The organism is Vibrio sp. JC009, from assembly GCF_029016485.1.
Classification (GTDB): domain Bacteria; phylum Pseudomonadota; class Gammaproteobacteria; order Enterobacterales; family Vibrionaceae; genus Vibrio.
Genome location: NZ_CP092106.1, coordinates 1259248 through 1282597 on the forward strand (window position 1 = coordinate 1259248; position 23350 = coordinate 1282597).

The 23350-nt window shown below is 46.4% G+C and carries 20 protein-coding genes; 14 read left to right on the forward strand and 6 right to left on the reverse strand.

The features are described 5' to 3' along the window. The first annotated feature begins 48 nt into the window (after positions 1–48). Positions 49–1248 carry an MFS transporter gene (locus L3Q72_RS05800; RefSeq protein WP_275131709.1) on the forward strand — a complete coding sequence of 400 codons (1200 nt, stop codon included), beginning with the start codon at positions 49–51 and terminating at the stop codon, positions 1246–1248. Positions 1249–1328: 80 nt separating this feature from the next. Here L3Q72_RS05800 and L3Q72_RS05805 read toward each other — a convergent pair whose 3' ends face one another. Next, positions 1329–2480, reverse strand: a complete 1152-nt coding sequence (locus L3Q72_RS05805; RefSeq protein ID WP_275131710.1) for a PLP-dependent aminotransferase family protein — start codon at positions 2478–2480, stop codon at positions 1329–1331. A gap of 101 nt (positions 2481–2581) precedes the next feature. On the opposite strand from L3Q72_RS05805, the gene L3Q72_RS05810 reads away from it, so the two are divergent. Beyond that, positions 2582–3454, forward strand: a complete 873-nt coding sequence (locus L3Q72_RS05810; protein ID WP_275131711.1) for an AraC family transcriptional regulator — start codon at positions 2582–2584, stop codon at positions 3452–3454. Here the strand turns inward: L3Q72_RS05810 and L3Q72_RS05815 are convergent. Both L3Q72_RS05815 and L3Q72_RS05820 read right to left on the reverse strand, forming a co-directional pair. Then, complete coding sequence (locus L3Q72_RS05815; protein WP_275131712.1) at positions 3434–4390, reverse strand: pyridoxal-phosphate dependent enzyme; 957 nt, start codon at positions 4388–4390, stop codon at positions 3434–3436. The genes L3Q72_RS05810 and L3Q72_RS05815 overlap by 21 nt on opposite strands. Positions 4391–4507: 117 nt before the next feature. Next, positions 4508–4768 (reverse strand): hypothetical protein, encoded by a 261-nt coding sequence (locus L3Q72_RS05820; RefSeq protein ID WP_275131713.1) that lies wholly within the window; start codon positions 4766–4768, stop codon positions 4508–4510. Positions 4769–4956: 188 nt separating this feature from the next. Here L3Q72_RS05820 and L3Q72_RS05825 point away from each other — a divergent pair, with 188 nt between their 5' ends. The 4 genes from L3Q72_RS05825 (at position 4957) to L3Q72_RS05840 (ending at position 12667) form a co-directional block, all read left to right on the forward strand. Next, entirely contained in the window at positions 4957–7032 is a 2076-nt protein-coding gene (locus tag L3Q72_RS05825; protein WP_275131714.1) for a DUF3466 family protein, read from the forward strand. 144 nt (positions 7033–7176) lie between these two features. Next, entirely contained in the window at positions 7177–8085 is a 909-nt protein-coding gene (mak, locus tag L3Q72_RS05830) for a fructokinase (RefSeq protein ID WP_275131715.1), read from the forward strand. 226 nt (positions 8086–8311) lie between these two features. Beyond that, complete coding sequence (locus tag L3Q72_RS05835) at positions 8312–10051, forward strand: cache domain-containing protein (protein WP_275131716.1); 1740 nt, start codon at positions 8312–8314, stop codon at positions 10049–10051. A 105-nt stretch (positions 10052–10156) separates the two neighbouring features. Continuing rightward, positions 10157–12667 (forward strand): cache domain-containing protein, encoded by a 2511-nt coding sequence (locus tag L3Q72_RS05840; protein WP_275131717.1) that lies wholly within the window; start codon positions 10157–10159, stop codon positions 12665–12667. 81 nt (positions 12668–12748) lie between these two features. On the opposite strand, the gene L3Q72_RS05845 is transcribed toward L3Q72_RS05840, so the two are convergent. Beyond that, positions 12749–14980, reverse strand: coding sequence for a YgiQ family radical SAM protein (locus L3Q72_RS05845; RefSeq protein ID WP_275131718.1), 2232 nt, complete (start codon positions 14978–14980; stop codon positions 12749–12751). 142 nt (positions 14981–15122) lie between these two features. On the opposite strand from L3Q72_RS05845, the gene L3Q72_RS05850 reads away from it, so the two are divergent. After that, positions 15123–15806, forward strand: a complete 684-nt coding sequence (locus L3Q72_RS05850; RefSeq protein WP_275131719.1) for a hypothetical protein — start codon at positions 15123–15125, stop codon at positions 15804–15806. A gap of 84 nt (positions 15807–15890) precedes the next feature. Then, positions 15891–16088, forward strand: a complete 198-nt coding sequence (locus L3Q72_RS05855; protein ID WP_275131720.1) for a DUF4250 domain-containing protein — start codon at positions 15891–15893, stop codon at positions 16086–16088. Between the two features lie 86 nt (positions 16089–16174). Here L3Q72_RS05855 and metR read toward each other — a convergent pair whose 3' ends face one another. Together metR and L3Q72_RS05865 are read right to left on the reverse strand one after the other, a co-directional pair. Then, complete coding sequence (gene metR, locus L3Q72_RS05860) at positions 16175–17086, reverse strand: HTH-type transcriptional regulator MetR (protein ID WP_275131721.1); 912 nt, start codon at positions 17084–17086, stop codon at positions 16175–16177. A gap of 98 nt (positions 17087–17184) precedes the next feature. Next, positions 17185–17616 (reverse strand): META domain-containing protein, encoded by a 432-nt coding sequence (locus L3Q72_RS05865; RefSeq protein WP_275131722.1) that lies wholly within the window; start codon positions 17614–17616, stop codon positions 17185–17187. A 179-nt stretch (positions 17617–17795) separates the two neighbouring features. Between L3Q72_RS05865 and L3Q72_RS05870 the strand changes: the two genes are divergently transcribed. The 6 genes from L3Q72_RS05870 to L3Q72_RS05895 all read left to right on the forward strand — a co-directional run bounded on the left by L3Q72_RS05870 (position 17796) and on the right by L3Q72_RS05895 (position 23090). Continuing rightward, positions 17796–18047: a DUF1289 domain-containing protein gene (locus L3Q72_RS05870; RefSeq protein ID WP_275131723.1), complete on the forward strand. Its 252-nt coding sequence runs from the start codon at positions 17796–17798 to the stop codon at positions 18045–18047. Positions 18048–18209: 162 nt separating this feature from the next. Beyond that, positions 18210–19877, forward strand: coding sequence for a methyl-accepting chemotaxis protein (locus L3Q72_RS05875; protein ID WP_275131724.1), 1668 nt, complete (start codon positions 18210–18212; stop codon positions 19875–19877). Between the two features lie 456 nt (positions 19878–20333). After that, a complete protein-coding gene (locus L3Q72_RS05880; protein WP_275131725.1) occupies positions 20334–21038 on the forward strand; it encodes a fibrobacter succinogenes major paralogous domain-containing protein in 705 nt (234 codons plus the stop codon). A gap of 80 nt (positions 21039–21118) precedes the next feature. Further along, positions 21119–22045, forward strand: a complete 927-nt coding sequence (locus L3Q72_RS05885; protein ID WP_275131726.1) for an SDR family NAD(P)-dependent oxidoreductase — start codon at positions 21119–21121, stop codon at positions 22043–22045. A gap of 549 nt (positions 22046–22594) precedes the next feature. Continuing rightward, positions 22595–22861 (forward strand): BrnT family toxin, encoded by a 267-nt coding sequence (locus L3Q72_RS05890; protein WP_275131727.1) that lies wholly within the window; start codon positions 22595–22597, stop codon positions 22859–22861. Continuing rightward, positions 22848–23090, forward strand: coding sequence for a CopG family transcriptional regulator (locus L3Q72_RS05895; RefSeq protein WP_275131728.1), 243 nt, complete (start codon positions 22848–22850; stop codon positions 23088–23090). Before L3Q72_RS05890 ends, L3Q72_RS05895 begins: the two co-directional genes overlap by 14 nt. Positions 23091–23350: the final 260 nt, after the last annotated feature.

Genomic DNA, 23350 nt, shown 5'->3' on the forward strand with positions numbered 1-23350 from the left:
ATCTACACAGGTTCCTTGTTCCTAACCTTGTCCTATAGATGTAAAGCAGTGAAGAAATTAACCCATTATCAGCGCCTGATTATTTCCGTTTGTCTTAGCTCCGTTGTTACTTTTGCCAATATTTACTGGCTTCAGCCGCTACTTCCCATGATTCAGGAAAGTTTTCAGGTGAGTACTCTGGATGCTCACCTTTCAATGTCAGCACCCTTGCTTGGAATGGGGCTTGGTCTGCTTGTTTTTGCCCCAATATCTGATGCCGCAGGCCGTGGCCCTGTGCTGTTAACGGGGATTGCACTTGGGGTTTGTGTTTCAGTCTGGTTGCCTCTTGTTGAAGATTACTCACTGTTTCTGGCAATGCGTTTTCTTCAGGGGACATTTTTTGCAGTCTGCCCTGCCGTCGCGGTGCCGTTTTTTGCCGATGAGCTGAGAAAAAGCTGGATAGCGACAGCGGTCGGGTTTTATATCGCGGCAAATACGCTGGGCGGACTGGCTGCACGCCTGATTGGCGGTATCAGTTCAGAATACCTTGGTAACCTGCATGCAGCCGGTTATGTGATTGCCGGAATAAGCACTCTGCTGTTTTTGGTTATCTATTACAGCCTGCCAAAACAGCGTCACTTCAAGCCAACACCATTCCATATCGGCTCTTGTCTTGCAGGTTATTTGTCTCATATCAGAAAACCTAAGCTTGTTATGGCTTATATGATTATCGGTATTGGTTTTGGCTGCTTTGTGAACCTGACTAACTATCTGATGACGGTACTGGAGAGTGCCCCCTATGAAATGCCGGCGGATATGCGCAGCCTGATGTTTCTGACGCTGCTTGGCGGCACAACCAGTTCATCACTGGCAGGGAAGTTTGCTAAAAATCATAGTCCATTAGCCGGAATCGGAGTTGGTCTGTCAATTATGCTGGCCGCGGTGATGCTGCTTTCAAACAGCCATCTTTTTGTGGTGATATCCGGGATGATTTTGCTCTCTTTTGGCTTCTTTTTCTGCCATGCCAATGCCAGTACTCTGATAGGGAAAAGTGTCAGAAAAGCGAAAGGAAGTGCGCAGGCACTGTACAGTCTTTTTTATTACTCAGGTGCGAGTTTAGGTGTGCTCTATTTTGAGCCTCACTTTGGCTCTTCGGGCTGGGAGGGGGTACTTGTTGCTGCAGGTATTGCGCTGGTGGCTGCGATGGTACTTGTTATTGTCTGTCAGATTGTGAGTTACAGACATAAAGTTGAGCCTAGGGCGATATGACCTTATTTGGTGTTTTTGGCTTCGGTATGCATTCCCACGCTGGAGCGTGGGAACGAGGGATGGGGTTATATTTCAATGGGTTAGTGGAAGTCTTTTAGTACTTTTGCTAGTTTATCTACCGCGATTTCAATTTCATCTGGTGTCGCGTTGCTGAAGTTCAGGCGCATTGCAGCCTGTTTTTCTGCATTCTGAGGGTAGAAAACATCACTTGGCACTATTGCTACGCCTTCTGCCAGTAGTTCTTTCGCCAGTTTAAAGGTATCGCATTCAGGAATGGTCACCCAGACAAACATACCGCCTTCAACATTGTTTACTGTGCAGCCTTGCGGAAGCTTATCTTTTAGTTCGCTGATCAGTTTTTCACAGCGGGACTTATAGAGCTCACGGATATTATCGATATGCAGTTCGAAGTTGTCGTGTTTCAGCAGTCCTAGCAGCAGCGCCTGCATTGGAACGCTTGAGTGCAGGTCAGCGCCTTGCTTCACCTTGATCATAGGATCGATATAGCTCGCTTTACCTGTGACTACGCCCATACGCAGGCCCGGAGAGGCGATTTTAGAGAACGAACGCAAAACAATAGAGTTGTCCGGGCAGAAGCTCGATGCCAGTGGTAGTGCTTCACCGGTAAATCTCAGCTCGCGGTATGGAGAATCTTCTACCAGAGTAACGCCGTATTTTTCACATAATTCAGCAACTTTCTGTCGTGCTTCAAGCGACCAGCATACGCCGGTTGGGTTGTGAAAATCCGGAACCGTATAGAAAAGCTTAGGTTTTTCTTCTTTAAAGCAGGTTTCCAGCTTATCCAGTTCAGGGCCGGATTCATTTTGCGGTACCGTCACAATATCAGCCTGAACCAGGCCAAATACCTGCATTGCGCCAAGGTAGCTCGGTGCTTCCATAACCACCTTATCGCCCGGATCGATAAAGGCGCGGGCAACCAGATCCAAACCCTGTTGCGAGCCGGTGGAAATCAGAGCCTTCTGGTTTTCCGGCAGACTGAAATATCCGGAAAGGTAGTCAAGAAGCGGGCCGTAGCCTGCGGTGTTTCCGTACTGGAAAACTTCCGGCATATCTGCAAGTTGGGAAAGGGTCTCTCTCATTAGCTCAATGGGAAATGTCTTTGCGTCCGGCAAACCACCTGCTAGTGAAATGACATTTGGATCACTCGCTGCATCGAGAATTTCTCGGATGTAGGATGACTGGATTTGTTGCAGGGATTTAGCGATTTCCATTATTAAGCTCCGGTTTTTAAAGTACCGCATAGCATAATGTTACTTGTTATCCGAATCATGTCCGATTATGCTTAATGATATGTCCATTTATGCGATTTTGTATGAAGCAGTCCCAGAAAGTCTCCCGTATTAATGATGTCCTTTACCATATTCACCAGGATATCAGCCGTGAATTGCCCGCCGCAGAGCTTGCCAGAATTGCAGCGTACTCGGAGCAGCATTTTCACCGGATCTTTAAAGAGGTGGTTGGTGAGTCGATTCATCAGTATATCCGGCGGACAAGAATTGAGTATGCGGCAAACCAGTTGATGTTTGATTCAGGGGCGACGGTTTTAGATATCGCAAACCGGGCCGGGTTTCAGTCAGTTTCTTCCTTTAGCCGGGCATTTAAAACCGTGTTTGAGGTTTCACCCGGTGAATGGCGTAAAGCGGACAGAGAGAACAGCGAGAAGCCCTATCTTTCCGAGCCTGAAATTGCCGCCGGATACAGGCGCATTGTATCGGACGATATTCCCGAGCCTCAGATTGTGGAAGTGCCGGAAAGGTTTGTGGCCTATGTACGTCACCTGGGTTACAACCGGAGTATAAGAAATGCCTGGCTGTTGCTGAAAGCCTGGGCGGGCAGTGAAGGGCGCGACTTTTCCAGCCAGTATGGCCTTCATCACTCAAATCCGGCCTGGGTCGATCTGGATAAGTGCCGTTATGTTGCCTGTATTGAAATTGACAGCCCGTTGAAACAGCGTGGCGTCGTCAATCAGATGAGCATTCCCGGCGGCTTGTACGCCAAATTTCGCTTCACCGGGAAATATGGCGAACTGCTTCCGCAAATCAGCCGTATTCAGGATCTCTGGCTGCCGGAGTCCGGCTTTAAGATGAAATCCACTCCCGCCTATGTTCATTATCATAAGAACCATTTTCTGGCCTCTGATGAGAGGTTTGAGCTGGATTTCTATTTACCAGTCAGCTTTTACTGATTTATTCAGGCAGTTTGCGTTGCCGCACTTTTTGTCGAACTTTCTCTGATATCGCGGCAGCATGGTTTCATTGCCCATGGTGCCACCCTGGTGAATATAAAGCAGGGTTTTATCCTGATTCTCCGGGATCCACTTTTTCAGGCAGCGCCACATAAGAGGATCGTAAAGTAGCTCAAACTCGACATGAGTCTGCTCTTCCAGCTCTTTCCAGATCTCATAATTTTCTTTAATCAGGCGGCCAAATGGGTGCTTGATTTCAGTGCCAAGAATGGTTGGATGAGGTGCTTCGCTGTCCAGCTCATTAAACTGCATGCGCAGGTAGTCTTCTCCTCCCACACAGGCGCAGGTGAGAACGTCAATGTTGCACTGCCCTAAATGCTTTTGCAGATAAAGCGCTGTGGTGCCGGTTCCCGCCGGTAGGGCAACGGTGAGGTTTTCATGGCGCTCCATCACCTTCCAGTCCAGGATTTCCTGAGCCAGTTTTTTTACACCTTCCTCGGCCAGCGGGCTTCTACCTCCTTCAGGGATAGTCAGAATATTCGGGTTATTTCCGAAGTTGTCCTGGATGTATTCCGACGCATGCCTTCCGTTACGGTCTTCCGCCTGAGAAAGGTCGACAATTTCAGCGCCAAGATCCTGTGCTGCGCGATAGTTGCCCATGGGCTTTTGTTTTACAAAAGAGGGGATATGGTCGACAAAATAGACCAGCCTCCAGCCACGACAGGCACACAAAACGGCAAGCGAGTAGAGTGAATTTGCCTGGGCGGAGCCGTAGCCCACAAGTGTGTCAATCAGCGGAAAGTCGCCTTCCAGCAAAGACATAAATTTACGGGCTTTGTTGCCGGTAAATTGGGAGTGAAGAAGATCATCTCTTTTGAGGAAAAACGGCTGCCCGTTAAAAAAGTGACGGGTAATCGGGCTTTCTGCGAGTTTCATGGTTAAAACCGATGGTTGCCTAATGTGTTAAGCGGAAAAAGGCGGCAGATTTTAACAGAAAATTTCAGAAAATGAATAGAAAAACCGCCAATGATGGCGGTTTCTTAAAAATGGGGATTATTGTCTTTGCGGTGGAGGTGGCGGTAGTTCCTCTTCTGATAGCGCACCGTCGCCGTCCTGATCAAAGCGGTCGAACTCATCAGCCAGCGGACCTCTTAGCTCGTCTTTCTGAAGCAGGCCGTCACCGTTGGTATCCATGTCACTAAAGCTAGGTGGATTGCCTCCCTGTGGCCCTTCACCCTGTGAGTTTTCGCTGGTAAATGCTTGAAGAGACAGCAGGGATAAGCAGGCTGCTAATAGCACTGTGATTTTTTTCATATCATTGTTTCCGTTAGTCGGGTCATTTAGGAATAGGGTAGATATTAGAAGGAGATTGAGCAGGGAAAATGGAGAAAGTGAGGATTTATAATTCCTTGTTTTCTCCATAATTTCTGCAAAGAGCAGGAATATCTTTGTCTCATTTATTACACAGTGCCTGTTATCTTCTCAGGCATCGGGCTCAAAAAATGATTAAAGCTGTACAGAAATTATTGTTAATCCCCTTCCTCACGTTAACTTCACACCACTCTTATGCTGCCTTATACAGGATTGTTGAGTCTGACTCACCGACAGATACGGAAGAGTCCTATGGTATTGGCATAGGCGAAGAAACAGGCACCATAGACTGTTTTGAGGATAGTTGTGGTGACAATGATTACGAACTTGTTGGTGACACACTAAATGGCACCGATGGTTTGTCCTACAAAGAAGAGGTCGCTTTTGGTATAGGCAACAGGTTCAATTATCTGGACTACTCTGATCTTGAATCTTATTGTGAGAATGATCTGGGTTATTCTACCTGCGATAGCTGGGCTGAGAATCACTGGTACGGCAATACTGACACGGGTATCGGTGGTCTGGAGAATGAACGTGAGGCATACTACGAAGCCGATTATCAGACGAATGCCACGACTTACACCGATGACGGTTACACCATCACATTTACCCCGGATTCCGGGGATGATTCTCCGTCAGCCCTTAGCAGTGATGACTTTGTTTCAGGTACTGATGATAAAGTGGTTAACGCGATTGATGAGTCAGGCTATGTCATCGGCAATACAAGTAGCGGCTATTACAATTACAACGGCAGTTATGTACGCCTGTACCGAAGCCGTGGATTCTTCTATTCCACTTCTACACTGAGTGAAACCGTACTGGAGCCGGAAGCGGATACTTCTCTTGAATTAGCCGACGATGAAAATGAAGACGGTGATACCAACTATGAGCAGAATATTGTGGCTCAGATGGGCCGGACTATGGCCTTTGACTCATTTAGCTATGGTGGAGAGACCTACATTGTCGGCAGTGCTGCGGTCGCGCCTTTCTACTACGAAGATGATGACGAAATAAAGGATTATGATTCCGCTTATACTTCAACCGAAGACGATGAAGATGTGACCAACTGCGTCGATTATACCGATCCGGCGCTATACCCTGAATGTCAGAACTTCGGTTTTGCCACCAGAGCCTATATCTGGAACATCTCAGATTCAGACGGCCCGAACTCAGATACAACGGACAATCGCTTTTCAGCTGCAGACTGGGAAACGGATACTGATGATACCTACTATGAGTACAACGATGATGAGGCTTCGGCCCAGGCCAGTATCCGCTCTGCGGTGATCAGTAATACCGGCACCTACGCCAACCTTCCGGTGCTGGTGGGTTACAACACCTATATTGATGACTCGGATAACTTTCTGATGCAGGCGGCTATATTCAGGCCTTCATCAACCAGCAGCTTTTCTGTGAGTGAAAATGCCTGGGAGACCAGTTTTATTGAAGATGTGACGGTAGAAGTGGATGATGCGTATATCCACAGTCACTCCATCGCAACCGGTATTAATGAAAATATGATAGTGATTGGTTACGCCAAGCGGGATGATGACTACCCTTATGACGGTGTGACCGACAACCGCATGTTTTTAGCCGACGCCAATGATGATGACCCCAGCGCCACTTTTTTCACGGCTCAGGGAGAAGACATTTTCTTCGACAGTGCTCACGGAAATCCCAATGCCATCAATAATTACAATGAAATTGTCGGACAGGTGGATGCCGAAGACCATCGTGAAGTGAGCGGAAAGCAGCGGGACCATCGCGGCTTTATCTATCCCTATAACGACACCGGAACAGACTCAACACGCAGGGCACGTTTCAACAATCAGGCCTGGTGGCTGGATGATTTGACCAATGGTGGGGATTACAGCTCCGCTAATAACCATTTCCGGGTTATCGATGCCGGAGATATCAACGATGCCGGCGTGATTTCTGCAACCGCACTTCAGTGCTTTGAAGATGAGGATGCCACCAGTTCAATGGCTTATGATTCCACTGACCATTTTGCCTATTGTAACGATGGTTCAGGTGACGAGAGAATTGTTGCGGTGAAGCTGATCCCTATCGCGGGCGCAACCAGCTCTGATATTTCAGAAAGAGAAGAGGATTCAACCACTTCTTCGCGGAGTGGGGCGGGTGTTGGCTGGTTGTTTATGTTGATTTTGTCAATGATGGGTTTTTACCGAAGAATCAAGAGTGCATGATAGCTATTAGCCACAAGCTACACCGGAGTCACAAAACTCTTTATTACAAACCTCAAGGTCGCGAGAAGACGCACAGAATTACCCCTTTTATTGGTTCAGAATAACTCTGTTAAGCAATTAATTAATAAAAACAGAGGCTTTAAGATGCGCATAGGGATCGATTTAGGTGGTACAAAAATAGAAGTTATTGCTCTTTCCAATGCTGGTGAAGAGCTTTTCAGAAAGCGGGTTCCAACGCCCCGTGGTAGCTATGAGGATACGCTGCAGGCCATCAAAGGGCTGGTTGATGACGCAGAGCAGGCGACCGGCCAGACCGGTACTGTCGGCTTGGGTATTCCGGGTACCATCTCTCCTTATACAGGCAAAGTAAAAAATGCCAACTCCGTCTGGCTTAATGGCCAGCCTCTTGATAAAGACCTTTCTGACCTGCTTGGCCGTGAAGTAAGAATTGCTAATGATGCAAACTGTATGGCAGTTTCTGAGGCTACCGATGGGGCGGGAGCGGGGAAACATGTTGTGCTGGCTCTGATTCTGGGAACCGGTTGTGGTGCAGGTATCGTTATTGACGGAAAGCCACATTCCGGTGGCAATGGTGTCGGTGGCGAGTGGGGGCACAATAACATGCCCTGGCAAAACAGAGAGGAACGGGAGTTTTCAGATGCGACACCATGTTACTGCGGTAAACACGGTTGCATAGAACAGTTTGTCTCGGGCACCGGTCTTTGTGCTGACTATGAAAGACGCACAGGCAGAAAGCTGATTGGCAAAGAGATTTCAGAGCTGGCGCTGGCCGGTGATGAAGCGGCAAATCTTTCTCTGGAAGCTTACGAGCAGAGACTGGCGAAGTCTCTGGCGGGGGTGGTTAATGTGCTTGATCCGGATGTGGTTGTGCTGGCCGGTGGTGTCTGCAATATCGAACGGCTCTATGACAATGTGCCGAAACTTCTGTCTGAATATGTGTTTGGGGGTGAGTGCCAGACAGAAATTAAGAAAGCCGTTCATGGGGACTCCAGTGGTGTGCGTGGTGCGGCCTGGCTATGGCCTAAAAATTAACAAATTGATACTTATTGTTTACAATTTGGTGTAGAATTTTGCCTTAAGTCATTGTTAATTTACTTAATTGACCCGCATCAGCATATTACAGCATGTAAGCGCGACTAAAGTAGTGGTAATATGCTGAGTGGATTCTATTTTCTTGATTTAATAATCAGTTGTTGATTCGGTTGTTTTAAGGCAAATAGGTTAATAAAAGGTATTCTGGAGTGGTAGTCAGAGGCTAATGGAACAGATTTATGACAAAAAACTGCTGAGTTTCATTAAATATACGCCAATGATTCTCATCGGTCTGGCGACAGCAGCGATTATCGCGAATATGTTTCACGATAACCGGAAAGAAGCCGTAGAAAACCTGGAGTCACTGCATACGGATTATACCCAGCGGGAAAAAACACGTGTTCAGCTTGAAGTTGAGAGCGTTTACCAGCAACTGGTTTACGAAAAAGCGCGCACAGAATTAGAGCTGAAAAAGCAGATTAAGCAGCGCGTTTATGAAGCTCACACCATTGCCAGCAATATTTACCAGAACAATAAAGACAAATCTGAAGCAGAGATCACTAAGCAAATCACTGACGCTTTGCGCTATATCCGCTTTAATGACAACCGTGGTTACTACTTTATCTATAAGATGGACGGCACAAATGTGTTGTTACCTCACTTGTCGGAACGGGAAGGAACCTCCCTTTGGGATATGCAAGATAGCCGTGGTTCCTACATCATCCATGATCTAGCATCCGTAGTGAAGAATAAAGGCGAAGGTTACCACAGATGGTGGTTTTTCAAGCCACAGGATCTGGAGCAGGATCTGGAAAAAATCGGTTTCGTTAAATACTTTGAACCCCTTGACTGGTTTATAGGGACAGGGGAGTACATACGAGATTTTGAAAAAGACACGCAGAAGCGCCTTCTTAGCTGGATATCTGAGATCAGATTTGGTGAGTCCGGCTACGTTTTTGTTGTTGATACAGATGCAAATATTCTGGCGCACCCTGATCCTGAAATAAGAGGTACACAGGGGTTTAATCTGCATGACAGCCGAAACAAATTTTACGTCCGCGAGATTATCGAAACCGCTATGGATGGTGGTGGCTTTGTTAATTATGAAGCGACATTTGTACCCGAAGGTGTTGAGCGTCGAGATAAGGTCAGTTATACCCGCTTGCTGAAGCCATGGAATTGGGTATTAGGCAGTGGTTTTTACGAGTCTGAAGTGGAATCCTATCTCGCGGCGAAAGAGAGGGAAATAGCGGATCAGAATGATGCTGAACTGGTAAAACTGATTCTGTTCAGCTTTTTGATCGCTTCTGTCATGTTCGTATGTGCAGCCTATATCAGCGGCAGACTTTCCACCCGGTTTAAGAAATTCCAGGCCCAAATCAATCATGACTTTAGTGAGCTGACCGCAAGCAAAAACCAGATGCAGTATATGGCACTGTTTGACTCGCTCACCGATCTGCCAAACCGGGTTCAGTTTACTCAGACAACGAGAAAGCATGTTCAGGAGGCGGAATCCTCCGGCCGTCTGGTTGCCATTGCTTTGCTTGATATAGATAATTTTAAAGAGATCAATGATATATACGGTTTTGCTTTTGGTGATAAGTTACTGCAACTTATCAGCAGACACTTTAAAACCGTAACGGAGCAGCATGATATTGTTTCCAGGCATGCTGGTGATCAGTTTATCTTCTGTTTTTCTGAGCTGGTTAAAAAAAGTGAGTTGCAGGACAAGCTGGATATTCTTCGGCAGATCTTCTCAGAGAAGTTTACTATCGATGATAAATCAATCTCCGTCTCCTGCACTATGGGTGTTGTGACCTATCCTGAAGGTGGTATCACAGCTGAAGAGTTGATAAGCAATGCTGATATCGCGGTGTTCCGAGCAAAGGGTCAGCAGAAAGGTGGTGTTTTGTATTACGAACCTTCCATGGCGCTTGAAGTGGAATTCGAGTGTGAGAACACCTGATATACCCAGGCGTTCTTTGGGCACATAACTCTATAAAAATAAAAAGTTAGCCTGACCTGATGTTATTTGGGTCAGTAGGCTATACTGATAAAAAAGAGAGAGAAGATGGATCTTATGTCTGCGACCAGTGATCGAAAATTGCTTAATTTAATACGTTTTGCGCCCGTATTAATCATTGGAGTCTTTGTCTTAGCCGTTAATGTTGTCATCCTCCAGGACAACAGGAGTAAGGCTGACGAAAGCTTTTTGTCATTACGGGATGATGTCATTACCCGCCAGAAAGACACGATTTCTCAACAAGTTAACCAAGTTGTAAAACACATCCATTTCGAAAAAAATCAGACGGTTCAGAGCCTGAAGGCGCAGGCGAAACAGCGCGTCAATGAAGCCCATGATATCGCAATGAGTATCTATGAAAACAATCCGGGCAAGAGCAAAGCAGAAATTACCCAGATGATTTCGCAAGCGCTGAAACCGATTCGCTTTTATGAAGGAAGAGGCTATTTCTTTATCTTCCAGATGGATGGTGTCAACGTTATGCATGCTCTAAAGCCGCAGATAGAGGGCAATTCGGCCTGGGGTGCAAAAGATATACGCGGGACCTACATCTTAAGAGAGCATATACGTCTGATTAAAGAGCTTGGTGGCGAAGCCTTTTATAACTGGTGGTACCAAAAACCCGGTGAACCGGCTGAAAACGAATATGAAAAAATTGGTTTTGGTAAGCGCTTTGAACCCTATGACTGGTTTATCGGAACCGGTGAATACGTTGCTGATGTTGAACAGGATGTAAAGAAAAAGATACTGCATTGGGTTTCGGACTACGGTTACGGCGACAGGGGTTATATATTTGTCGTAAATAAAAACGGGACGATACTGGCTCACCCTAACAAAGAGTTTGTGGGTCAGAAACTCTCTGAACTGGAGGTTTCAGAAAACGGACCGACAGTATCCAGTTTCCGCGAAAAAGCGGCGACCGGAGGTGGCTTTGTCAATTACAACTTTTCATATAAACCGGGTGCTCAGGGAGAAGCCGAAAAAATAAGTTTTGTGAAGTCGGTGGACGACTGGGGCTGGATCGTGGGTACCGGTTTTTACGTCGATGATTTTGAAAAGTACTTGTCAACCAGGCAACAAATCCTCGAAGCCAGTAACGACGAAGAGTTTATAAAAATTACCGTTCTTAGCCTGATTTCCACTCTGCTTGTTATCGGGATTTCACTGGTAGCCGGCAATCTGATTGCTCAGCGTTTTAGTAAGTTCCAGGACCGTATAGCGGAAGATTTCGGTGAACTGGAGCATACAAAAGATCAGATGCAATATATGGCACTGCACGATTCGCTGACAGGTTTGCCTAACCGGATGATGCTTTTAGAAGATATAAAAGCCGGTATTGAGCATGCCAGAACCAACAACAGGCATTTGGCAATCATGTTCGCTGATCTGGATGATTTTAAGAAGGTGAACGACCTCTATGGTCACTCATCGGGTGACAAGCTGTTGGAAACCATAAGCCGGAAATTTGAAACTCTGGTAGGTGAAAAAGATACGGTTTCCCGCTTTGGGGGCGATGAGTTTATCTTCTGCTTCCCGGATCTTGAAGATGTCAGTGAGGCTGAAAAGAAAGTCTCGCTGATAAAAGAAGTCTTTAATGATCAGTTTGTTATTGACGGAAAAATCCTTTCCACCGGATGCAGTATTGGCGTCAGTATGTTCCCGGCAGATAGTGACGATCCTGAATCTCTGATCCGCAAAGCCGATATTGTGCTTTATAAATCCAAGTCTACCCGTAAAGGTGATGTGCTCTTCTACGATAGCAGCATCAACGAAGAAGTTCAGTTTGACTTTACCGTTGAAGAGGAGCTGAGAAGGGCGATTTATAAGGATGAGATTTCTGTTCTGTATCAGCCTCAGATTGATTCCCAGACCGGCAAGATGGTTTCGGTGGAGGCGCTGGCCAGATGGAGCAATATGCGCCTTGGTATGATTTCGCCGGTTAAGTTTATCGCCGTTGCAGAAGAGACCGGGCTGATCCATGAAATTGGCCTGTTTGTATTCCGCAGAGCCTGCGAAGATATTTATTCGCTGTCACGTAATGGTGAGGATGCGCTTAAGCTGTCGGTAAATATCTCGCCGAAACAGATCCTGGGGCCAGACTTTGCTGAATTCCTGCTTGAAATTACCTCGGATGTGGGGATTGATGTAGAACGTATTACTCTGGAAATCACAGAAAATCTTCTGCTGGAAGACTTTAATAAAGTGTCACCTGTGCTGCAGCGGTTACGCAGCCTGGGCTTTGGTATTTCACTGGATGACTTTGGTACCGGTTATTCATCGCTGAGTTATCTCAACAACTTGCCTATTTCTGAAATTAAAATCGACCGTACCTTTGTGGATAAGCTTCTGGTCAGCCAGCAGAGCGATATGCTGATTAAGTCTATTATCGCCATTGGCGACTCCTGTGACATGCAGGTTGTCGCGGAAGGTGTCGAGACCAAAGAGCAGTACGAGAAGCTGGTTTCTTACGGCTGTTCACACCTGCAGGGCTACTATTTTGACCGGCCGATACCGATGCAGAAGCTGAGTCAGTGGAATGAAAATCAGGCATTAGCCTGAAAAATCAGTGGCATTCCCACGCTGGAGAGCGTGGGAACGAGGGGTCGGAGTGTGCTGTGCTAGTCTTTTAATTTGAGAATTTTATCTGCGTTTCGGGCGCTTGTTATTTGGGGCGTTGTTCCCTTTTTTAGTCTGGTTTCCTTTTCCATCGGGTTTCTTATTCCCACTGGCTCCACCATTCTGCTTACCTTTATTTGAACGCGGTTTGTCGTTAGCAAACTGTCCCTTGGTATGCTTGGTTGCAAAGCGGTTTGAACCGTGGCGGCCGGATTTTCTTCTCTGTGCAGGCGTTCTGGCATCTTTGTCCTCTGCCGGAACCAGACAGCTTGGTTTATCACCGATAAGATGCTGCTTGCCCATATCCTTCAGGGCTTCACGGATCAGCGGCCAGTTTGCCGGATCATGATAACGCAACAGAGCTTTGTGCAGACGGCGGTGGCGCTCACCTTTTGGCACAGGAACTACTTCACGCTGTTTATACTTCACGCGCTTAAGAGGATTGGTCTCTGAATAATACATAGCCGTAGCGTTACACATAGGGCTGGGGTAGAAGTTCTGAACCTGATCGCACTCATAGTCATTGGCTTTCAGCCAGAGTGCCAAATTGACCATATCTTCGTCTTCTGTGCCGGGGTGAGCAGAGATAAAGTAAGGGATAAGGTACTGCTTCTTACCCGCTTCACGGCTGTATTTTTCGAATAACTCTTTGAAGCTGTAGTAGGTATCCATACTCTGCTTCATCATCTTCTCAAGCGGCCCTTTCTCGGTGTGCTCCGGAGCGATTTTCAGATAGCCGCCAACATGGTGGGTAACCAGCTCTTTGATATATTCCGGTGACTCAAGCGCTAAGTCATAACGGACACCGGATGCAATCAGTACTTTCTTTACACCCGGCACTTTACGGGCCGAGCGGTACAGGTCGATCAGGTGCTTGTGATCGGTATTTAGCTTGCTGCACATCCCGGGGAAAATACAGGAAGGATGACGACAGTTTGCTTCAGCCTTTGGATCGCTGCATCCCAGCCGGTACATATTGGCTGAAGGGCCGCCAAGGTCGGAAATAGTCCCGGTAAAGCCCGGTACCTTGTCTCTGATCTCTTCCAGTTCGTTAAGAATGGATTCCTTAGAACGGTTCTGGATGATCCTGCCTTCATGTTCGGTAATGGAACAGAATGTACAGCCGCCGAAACAACCACGCATCAGGTTGACCGAGGTTTTGATCATCTCGTAGGCCGGGATTTTGGCCTTTTTGTACATAGGATGCGGAACACGGGCAAAGGGCAGGCCGAACACATAGTCCATCTCTTCTGTTGTCAGAGGAATCGGTGCCTGATTAACCCATAATTCACGATTTCCGTGCTTTTGAATCAGAGCTCTGCCGGAATATGGGTTAGTTTCAAGATGCATAACGCGGCTGGCATGCGCGTACAGAATCCGGTCGTTATTGAGTTTCTCAAAGGGCGGCAGCCGGACAGCGGTTGTTTTCGCATCATGACGAGACGGTCTTACCGTAATAGGTTTGGCTTCTTCTTCAGACTTTTTATCGCAGTCCTGAATGATCTCATACGGGTTAACCGCGACAAAGGGTTTTCCCGGCTTTTCAATACGGGAAGAGTCGACAATTTTATATTCCTCCGGTACTTGCGCAAGATTAACCGCTGTACCGCGGATATTGGTCATCTGAGAAATGGATTCGCCATCTGCCAGGCGGTGCGCCACTTCAACCAGCGCGCGTTCTGCGTTACCAAACAGCAGTATGTCGGCTTTGGCATCAAAGAGTACTGAACGGCGCACTTTATCAGACCAGTAGTCGTAGTGAGCCAGGCGGCGCAGGCTTGCCTCAATGCCTCCCAGAACAATGGGTGCCTCTTTATAGGCTTCACGGCAGCGCTGAGAGTAAACCAGTACCGCGCGGTCAGGACGCTTGCCGCCTTCGTTGTTTGGCGTATAGGCATCATCATGACGAAGCTTTCGGTCAGAGGTGTAGCGGTTGATCATTGAGTCCATATTACCGCCGGTAATACCAAAGAACAGGTTTGGCTTACCCAGCTTCATAAAGGCATCTTTATTATTCCACTCGGGCTGGGCAATAATACCCACCCGAAAGCCCTGAGCTTCAAGCAGCCTGCCGATAATTGCCATACCAAAACTCGGATGGTCTACGTATGCATCACCGGTAACTATGATGATGTCACAACTGTCCCAGCCCAGAGCATCCATCTCCTTTCTGCTGGTTGGCAAAAACGGAGCGGTACCAAAGCATTCTGCCCAGTACTTTTTGTATTCATGGATGGGAGTTATTTCGTTGTGCATTTTTTGACCTCAAGACCGGAAGGTGGGGAATTATAACGGGATGGATTGTGTGAAGCCAGTCCTGAAAGAACAAGGAGCCATAATTTGCTTTTGTGTTATGATGCTCAGCCCTGTTTTTTGATGAAATACTGACTAACCTGAAATGCTTGATTCTCTTCTTCAGCTTATTCCCAAGATGTTGCTTGGGGCCCAATTGGTTTTGACTCTGATTCTGGTAAAGGGAGAGATCTGTCCCGGGCAGCGAGGAAGGCTGCACAAGCTGCTTCCTGCAATAGGTACGCTCTGGCTTGCATGCGCTTCACTGGGTGTTGAGGCTTTGGTTGTCTCTGCGCCGATCTTCTATTTCTATTCACAGATTCAGACTAAGAAAACGAAGAAGAAAGGGCCACTCTGGCTGCTTTACCTGGCTGATGTGTTTGCTCTGCTTTATGTAGCAAAACAGGTTTCCGGTTACAGTTCGCTGGCCGCTTCTCTGGCGGCGGTTTGCGCCGTTATGCTTCTTGGTGCTGCCTATGCACACCTGAGCCTTAAATTTGCAGCATCCAGACTGGACGCATTCCATAAAATACTGCCGGTTAGCGGGATATTAGCCGGTATTTTGTTAGCAGTACTGGTTTCTGTGCAGGCTACAGGTATTGAGGAAGCTCAGCTAGAGGCGCTTTCAATGTATGTTTTTGCCGGGTTAGCCAGTCTGGTGGCTGGTATAGTTTTATGGTGCTGGCATATGCTCACCGGGCAGGAGACCAGAAAGTCACAGTTGGTTATGGTACTTGTGCTTATTCTGGGAAGTTGTGTTAGCTTCCAGCCTCTGTTGTTTTCGGCATAAAAAGTGTAAATCGTAGCCGGGGTCACTCTTTATTCTTAAAATCCGGTCTAGCCTTAATACTGTATGTGAATAAGGAGAGATGCCATGGATTTAAGTGATGTAAAAAAGCTGGATAGTGCCATTCTTCTGGGCATTGTTAACGAGAAGCTTCGTCTTGAGTGTGACAGCTTTGAAGAGCTGGTGAATAAATATGAAATGGACGTGGAAAGCCTGATCGGAAAACTTAATGTTATCGGCTACCAATACGACCCGTTAACCAACCAGTTTAAATCCTACAACTAAATTTCTATACACCCGGCAAAAGCCGGGTGTATGCTTCCATAGCCCCATAGCCCCATAGCCCCATAGCCCCATAGCCCCATAGCCCTTTAAGCAATCTTTATCCCCTCCAGATGCAGCTGACTCTGACTTCTCGCCGTCTGAAAAAATGCCTGCAGATAACGCTTTTCAACCTCGGAAGCCCTGACCGCAGCAAACAGTCTCCTCCAAAGCCCTTTGCCCAAAGGAATGCTGGTGATCAGCCCCTGGCGTGAAAATTCGATAATTGCCCAGTTCGGCAGCGCAGCAACACCTAAACCGGCTGAAACCATCTGAACCAGCATCAGGGTATTGTCGGCCTGTTTCCATCGCTCCGGCTCTATGCCTTCCGGTTGCAGGAAGTGCTTATAAACATCCAGCCTTATTTTTTGTACCGGATAAGAGAGCATGGTTTGAGAAGCAAGATCTTGCGGCTGGATTTCAGCTTTATCTGCCAGTTCGTGGCTGGTAGAGGTGATAAGCCGCATTTCAAAGTCAAAAAGGGGCTCATAATGAATATCTGAACGCGGAAGAATATCGGAGGTGATAACCAGATCCAGCTCGCCGGTCTGAAGGGCGGGAATAGGATCAAAGCCAAAGCCTGAAGAGAAATCCAGAGTGACACCGGGCCATGCAAGCTGATACTCCTTAAGCGCCGGCATGAGCCACTGGAAGCAGGAGTGACAGTCTATCGCCATATGCAGGCGGCCATTTACGTCTTCTTTCAGGTTAGAAATTTTGCTTTCCGCGACAGCGATTTTAGGCAAAATCTCATCGGCAAGTTTTAAAAGGATTTCACCTTCGGAGGTAAACTTTACCGGGCGGGTTTTTCGTAAAAACAGCTGACTGCCGATTTTCTGCTCCAGATCTTTAATCTGGTGGGAGAGGGCAGACTGCGTCAGATGCAGAGCCGTTGCGGTAGCGGTCAGTGAGCCCGTATCTCTGAGTGATGTGATGGTGCGAAGGTGTTTAAGCTCAATCATTAGCATCCTGCATGTGATTTTTGTAATTATTAAGAATACTAATACAGTTAACGGTTTTCGTCATCCCGGAAATAGCGAAGCCATTATCCGGGATCTTTTTATTTCCAGTCAGTAAGCACAAAAGTCAGCGTATGTTCGCTGCTTTTCAGCACCAGAGTCTCTTCTGTTAAGCTCATATCACTCCACTCTCCCAACACAGGTGCAACGACAGACTCCATTGTCATAAACTCGCTTTTGCACATCTTCATCGTCATGCCCATGGCCTTAATCCGGAACTGATTATTACGCAGCTCTCCCTGGCCAAAAAAGTTGTTACAGCCTGCGTTACCTGTTGCTGACATTTTCTCGCCTATTTCCAGATTTGCCACTGGTTTATTCTTGCCTGTCTGGACATTTTCACCGTCAATCCGGACCAAAGTCCAGTTGTGATGCACAAGGGCTGTTTCTGTTACATTTGCCACCTGTTCGTCAGTGCTCTGGCACGCGCCTAAAATCAGAGGGAGACTCAGTGTCGCAATCAGTTTTTTCATTACTTACTCCGGTTCAGAGAATTTAGATTTAATCAGTATAAGATATTCTTTTTTAATTATGTCAGGGATCTGTGATGCTTATGAGATTATCAGCTAAAAATGGAGGGAATAAGGAGTGGGCTATTCTATTATTAACTTGATTCGTTTTATGCAGTTAGCTTAGCCGGAAACATAAGCCTATGGAGCAACTTGAATTTTTTAGTGTCCCAAGCCCTTGTATCGGGGTGTGCAGTATGGATGAAAAAGGCTACTGCCGGGGATGCATGCGCAAGAGAGAAGAGAGGTTTAACTGGCTTTCCATGACGCCGGCTGAGCAAAAGCACGTTCTTAAACTCTGTCGTCAACGTTACCGAAGAAAAATGCAGCAGGGAAAAGTGCAGCCTGCCGACTTGTCTGAACCGATAAACCCTCAGTCTGACCTGTTTGAGTAGAAGATTTTCTGCGCATGGGATGACATCACTGAGAAAATGATGATTATATTCTCGCTCATAATTGATGAATATATCATCTGTCACTAAACTTAATAAAAGAACAGTAATAATTATTGTTTCGCGTCGGTATGGCTACACCTTTGAATAATAAGGTAAGCCGCTATGTCAAAATTAACTATTAAAGCACGTTTATACCTCCTGGCGTTTGTCCCGCTCATTCTTGTGGTGACGGGCATGGTCTACTTTACTCATGTGCAGATTGATGAGCTGAATGAGACAGAGATTGAGCTTGTTCGCGAGCAGCTGTACGAAGAGAAACAGCGCGAGCTGAAATCTTACATGCAGATTGTGGATTCAATTTTAGAGCCACTGAAGGAGAACAACGCGCCGATTGAAAGAGTGGTTGAAGAGCTCGCCCTAGTGAAATACGAAGAGAGCGGGTATATCTTTGGCTATGACAGCAAGGGAATACGTATTGTTCAGGGGAATACCAATAAGGGCATTGGTGACAGCTTCTGGAACCTGCAGGATGTGAACGGCACCTATCTGATACGGGAAATTATTCAGAAAGCAAAAAATGGCGGAGGATACACCAGTTACTTCTTCCCTAAGCCGGGTAAGACCGAGGCAGAAGAGAAGTTGAGCTACTCTATCTATGAAGCTCAATGGGATCTGATTATCGGTACCGGCTTTTATATCGATGATGTTGAGCAGACTATTCATGAGATGGAAGTGATTTCAACGGAGAAAACCTCTGAAGGGTTCCGGGTCATCGGTATGTTTAGCCTGGTTATCGGTGTTGTGGTTGGTCTGGTTTCATATTTAATCACTGTCGGTATTCTCTCTCCGCTTAAGCAGTTTGATAATTCAATTGCCTCATTTGCCAGTGGCGATGCTGATCTCACTGCCAGAATGGATGATTTCTCAGTTCCTGAATTTTCCCGGTTGAGTACCAATTTCAATAAGTTTGTTTCCGATCTTCAGGTGATAGTAAGAAGGTTAGCGGCTGCCAGCGATGAAATTGCCGGTGAAACTTCAAGTATTCAGAACCGGGCCAATATGGCGGAAGATGTTTCCGGCAAACAGAGAGAAGAGACTGAGCAGGTTGCAACCGCAATGACGGAAATGACCTCGACAGCCCAGAATATTTCACAAAATGCCACCAATGCCGCGTCCTCTGCAACGGTTGCCGATGAAAGGGCAAAAGATGCCATGAGCACAGTGGGTTCAGCGGTAAATTCAGTTGAGACATTAGCGAGCAAAATTGAGCAGGCCAGTGTGGTTATGCAGCGGCTGGAAGGCAACGTGGAAAATATCTCCTCATCACTGGATGTGATTCAGGAAATTGCAGAGCAGACAAACTTACTGGCACTGAATGCGGCGATTGAAGCGGCGCGCGCGGGCGAACAGGGCAGAGGGTTCGCCGTGGTTGCTGATGAAGTTCGTCAGCTTGCCAGCCGTACTCAGGCAAGTACAGGTGAAATCAATGAGGCAATTAACCTGCTGAAAGTAGCAACCGATGAAGCCGTTAATGCAATGAATGAGAGTAAGGGACAGAGCCAGCACACTGTGTCTCAGGCAACTCTGGCCAGTCAGGCGCTGGAAGATATAGTTAAAGCCGTAGAGACAATCATGGAAATGAATACCCTTATTGCAACAGCGACAGAACAGCAAACTCAGGTGGGAAATGAAATCTCTGAACGTATTGTGGTGATTTCCGAACAGAGCTCAGATGCCGCAAGCATTGCAGAAGATAACAGAAACGGCTGTGATTCACTGCGTAATAAAGTGGAAGATTTGAATCATGTAGTGGACCAGTTTACGGTTTAATTTTCACTATTGTTTAAATTGGATCAATTTAAATGTAGTGGGTTCATACTCGACTTGACGGTGGGGGCGGTGTAACTCGACCTAAGCTAGCGGTCATCGCCTTCAGAATCGTTATAGGTAAAGTGGTGCCTTTAGACAGCAGAATGCGTGTTGCCTGAAATCCTGCGCCAGTATTCGCACCAGTGATAAGGTAGGTTTTGCCTGCCAGAGAGTCTAGTTGCTCTGGTGTCCATCCATTCGGACTAAATTGGTTTATGCTGTTCATCGCTTAAACTCCTGAGTCTGCGTCCTCCATCCAAGTGATAGTAATTGATACAAATAGGCATGTTTTAGAGATTATATGGCCTGTTTAATCTCCAGGTGAATGACTATAGTTACTTTACTGAAACGCCATAGGCGCAAACCAAGATTCACCAGAGCTCTGCAATGATTCCGGGGCCAAAAGAAGTTAATACTATGTCAGCTAAAACACTACTACTTTCTATGGGAGCCTTCATGATTGTTCCAGGTATATTATCCGCAAATGATATAAACAAAGTGTCTTCGGCCCTGGAGGAAACCGTCCAGGATATAGAAGGCAATACCTATCGAACAGTCAAAATCGGAAATCAGGTTTGGCTTGCAGAAAACCTCAGGACCACAAAGTTTCAAGATGGCTCGAAGGTAAATACCGGCTTCATTCCAAAAGATGACGAAGATAATCTCTTAAAGTACGGCAGACTCTATGACTGGCATGATGTATCGGATGAAAGAAACATTTGTCCGGAAGGTTGGCGTGTTGCAACCGATGATGACTGGAAGGAGCTAGAACGTACTATCGGCATGCCGGAAGAGGAAGTACATAAAAAAGGCTGGCGCGGCGGTGACAATGATTTAGGTGTTCAACTTAAAGAGGCGCAATCCGATGGCCTGTTCAAGAAGTTCGATCAATCACAAGTGAACAAGCACAACTTTTTCGCAAGACCTGCTGGCGTGAAATGGAACGGCTTATATATCACACAGGGTGCTTATACCGAATTTTGGACAGGCAGCAGTGAGACAGATAAACAGGCGATTATCAGAACATTAGCTTACTCATGGTGGAACGCCCACAAAGGGGAGATTCGACGCGCGACAAGCTCAAAAGATTACATGTTCTCGGTCAGGTGCGTGAAAATCTAAGGAAAACGATCACGCATACCTTTTAAATATATAAATAACGGCCTCTGGTCACCCACTTACTTTTAACTATTGGTAACTATATGACTTGTTCTTCTGTTCTTATTACAGGCGCAAATTCCGGACTAGGATTCGAGGCGGCGCGACAGTTCGCCCAGCAGAAAGAAATCAACAAAATTATTTTAGCGTGTCGAAGCGAAGCCCGGGCTAAAGAAGCTCTTCAGCGATTGGAAGAGTTGACTGGCAAGAAGATTTTCGAAACGTTAATTGTCGATGTTAGCGATTTAGAGTCGTGCCGAAAAGCTTCCGAAAACCTTGACGCCAAAGTTGACGGAATTGTTTTGAACGCCGGAGGTGCAGGTGGATCTGAGCCAACTAAACTCACAAAGGATGGCGTCATTTTTACCTTCGCGGTTAATGTGCTTGGAAATGTCCACTTGACTGAGCTTCTTATGGAGAACGGCAAGCTATCCAAGGGTGGCTCGGTAATGTATGTCGCCAGTTTTGCTGCTAGAGGTGCTCCTGAGCTTGGCGCGGCAAAACCCCCGATCACCGAGGGATCAATTGAAGAGTGGACCTCAGTTGCTAATGGCGAGAAGTTTGTCACCAACAAGGCTTATACAGACCACTATGGTTCCGTAAAGCTTATGGGCGCATTATGGACGATGAGCATGGCGCGCAAGCACCCCGACATGAGGTTTATCACGGTTGACCCTGGTATGGCAGTTGGTACCTCGGGAGCTGACGCTTTCCCTTGGTATCAAAAGTGGGCTACCAATGCCACGATGCGGGTTATGCAATTCCTTGGTAAAGCTCATTCTGTGGAAGTCGGTGCCAAGCGTTACGTAGATGTGCTGCTAAATAAAGACACTTTCAAGTCTGGTATCTGGTGGGGCAGTAAGAAAGGGCTTACGGGAGAGTTGGCTGACCAGACAGAACATTGGCCTGAGATCATTGGTAGCGAGTCCGTTCAAAACAATGCGGATACCGTCATTCATAACTTTCTTTAGTGAACAGTTGTCCCAAACACTGGAGATGATGATTAAGACGTGACAATGAGTATCAGTTTAAGCTACCAGAGCTATTTGGCGGTAGTCTTCAGGATGAGGCAAGGACTTATCATCAGGATGATGAAAGGGACACCGCTCACGGAACAAGTGATGTGCGCTAATGAGGACTGTTAGCTGATCAGGATAAGATCGAGGACACCGCTAGGAAGGCGAAGAAAGGAATAAGCTGAAGGAAACAGCACACTGTCATGGATTAGATGCATGGAGCACCGTTAGTAGCTGGATTGTCGCGAGTAAGACTATAGCCCCGATACGTTGGTATCGGGGCTTCTCTTATTCTGGGCAGTGGATAAGATAAGGATGCCGAATCTGAAAGAAAATGGACAGTTTTGTGCAAAACATAACACCTTTTTCAGACAATTCTATTGCATATTAATGCTATTAAGAGAACATATTTCTCATCTCTCGCTTACGACTAAGGGAATGATGGACGCATTACATTGATACTTTAGTGTTGCGAAGCGAGTAATAATGGTATAGATTTTACTCATGATTACATTTGAATTTGACGAGAACAAAAGCAGAACGAATCTAGAAAAGCATGGTATTGATTTTTATACAGCTCAAGGTTTATGGAATGATTCAGACCTTATTGAAATCCCTGCAAACACTAGCGATGAGCCTAGATATTTAGTTATTGGTTTACTTAACGGTAAACATTGGTCTGGTGTAATAACTTACCGAGGAACGAATATCAGGATCATTTCGGTTAGACGTTCACGCAAAGTGGAGGTAAATTTATATGAAAGCGCATGAATTTGATGCCAAGTTTGAAAGCGATGAAGATATCTTAGGCGATCTAGACTTATCTAAAGCCAAACGGCCAATGCAAAAACAGAAGCGTGTGAATGTAGACTTCCCTGCTTGGATGCTTGAGTCTTTAGATCGTGAAGCTAGCCGGGTTGGAGTAACAAGACAATCAATAATTAAGATATGGCTGGCAGAACGGCTTGAAAGTGTTGCCCATCACCATACAGCAAACTAATACACTGGCAGGAGTTTTAACTCCTGCCAGTTTTTGGATATTCCCCCTAATTTCTCCTAATATTGTGTACTTCCCAGCAAATAGATATGCAAATGAGCATACTCGATAACTCTATTACACCGTGAAAGAAAATGGGAGAAAGCTTTCACCTCGTCTTAGCCTCTGTTAGCCGATAAATCAGGGGCAGAATTTATCGGCTAAAATACAAGTCATCTCGCTTTGGGGCAAAAGCAATTCGGGGATGAGCGATATACTGCATA